Here is a 1,787-nt window from a genome sequence, read left to right as displayed (position 1 = left end):
TCGCTAAAGAAACTCGCCTCAATATGCTGTATCTGGGCGTGCCGCTGGCCATTTCGCTGATGGTGGTGCATTGCATGCTGCCACCCCACCCTGCCGCCATGGCAATTACCGGCATGCTGGGCGCCGATGTAGGCAAGGTCATCATGTACGGCCTGATCGTGGGCTTGCCGACTGCCATCATCGCCGGCCCGGTCTGGATCAATCTGGTATGCAAGCGTGAAGCACCTTCTACCCAGCAGGCTTTTCTGGAAGAGCGCTGTGACAGCAGCGAGCGCAAGGATCTGCCCGGCTTCGGCATCACCCTGTTCACCATCCTGCTGCCGCTATTGCTGATGGTAGGCAAAACGGTTGCCACCATGGGGCTGACGCAAGGCACCACCAGCTACGAAGTGGTTGCCTTTCTGGGTAACCCGCTGCCAGCGCTGGCGATTGCGGTGATGTTCGCCTATTGGTCGCTGGGGCTGCGTCGCGGCCTGAAGATGGCCGACCTGCTGGTGCTGACCGACAAATGCTTCCCGCCACTGGCCAGCATCTTGCTGATCATCGGTGCCGGCGGTGCCTTCAACGGCATCCTGATCGACAGCGGCGTGGGCAAGGTCCTGGCCGGAACGCTGGCACAACTGGACATGAACCCTATCGTACTGGCCTGGCTGATTGCAGGGCTGATGCACTTCGCCGTCGGCTCGGCCACCGTTGCCATGATCAGCGCGGCCGGCATGGTATTGCCTATGCTGGGCGATAACTCCGGCTACAGCCGTGAAATCATCGTGATTGCCATCGGCGCCGGCGCTATCGGCTGGACCCACGTCACCGACTCGGCATTCTGGGTGGTGAAGGAATATCTGGGTGTCTCGCTATCCGATGCACTGAAGAAATTTACCGGCGGTACCGTGCTGGCCTCCGTGGTCGCACTGGGACTGACTTTGCTGTTGTCGCGCGTGATTTAAGCAGACTACAGACAACACATGATCAAACTTATTATCTGATACAGGAGCAACATCATGATTCTGGGCAAAACAATTGAAAGCTGGTGCGCCAGCTACCCGCTGATCAATGAACTGATCGCCTTGCAGGAAACCAGCTGGTTCAACCCTGGCATCGCACCGACGGCAGAAGCACTGGCAGATGTCGGCCTGACCGCTGCCGATGTGGCCGATGCCAGTGCCCGTCTGGACCGCTTTGCCTCCTACATCATGCAGGTGTTCCCGGAAACCCGCGCCAGCGGCGGTATTATCGAGTCGGGCATCCTGCCCATGCCCAAGCTGCAAGCCGAACTGATGGCGCGTCATGACCAGGAATCTGCCGGCCAGTTGTGGCTCAAGGCAGATTGCAACCTGCCGATTTCCGGTTCGATCAAGGCACGCGGCGGCATCTATGAAGTGCTCAAGCATGCCGAAGACCTGGCGCTGGCTGCCGGCCTGCTCACCATCGATGACGACTACGCCAAACTGGACAGCGATGCCATGCGCGCTTTCTTCGGCCAATACAAGGTCGCGGTCGGCTCGACCGGCAACCTCGGCCTGTCCATCGGCATCATGAGTGCACAGCTGGGCTTCCAGGCCTCGGTGCATATGTCGGCCGATGCCCGCCAGTGGAAGAAGGACAAGCTGCGCGCCCATGGCGTGACCGTGGTTGAATATGAATCCGACTACAGCGTCGCGGTGGCACAAGGCCGCAAACAGGCCGAATCCGATCCTAGCTGCCACTTTGTCGACGATGAAAATTCTACCAGCCTGTTCCTCGGCTACGCCGTTGCCGCCGAGCGCCTGCAGCGCCAGATCGCGGCC

General features: G+C 59.9%; 2 protein-coding genes. Both read left to right on the top strand.

Annotation, left to right across the window (positions count from 1 at the left end):
- Positions 1–947 (top strand): GntT/GntP/DsdX family permease (locus EGI20_RS18250; protein WP_498633109.1); only part of this gene is annotated, 947 nt, incomplete at its 5' end.
- 54 nt (positions 948–1,001) lie between these two features.
- On the top strand, positions 1,002–1,787 hold a 786-nt coding region (gene dsdA / locus EGI20_RS18245), incomplete at its 3' end, for a D-serine ammonia-lyase (protein WP_498633108.1).

This window comes from Aquitalea sp. S1-19, from assembly GCF_024343515.1.
This window is presented reverse-complemented; position numbering and strand designations above follow the sequence as displayed.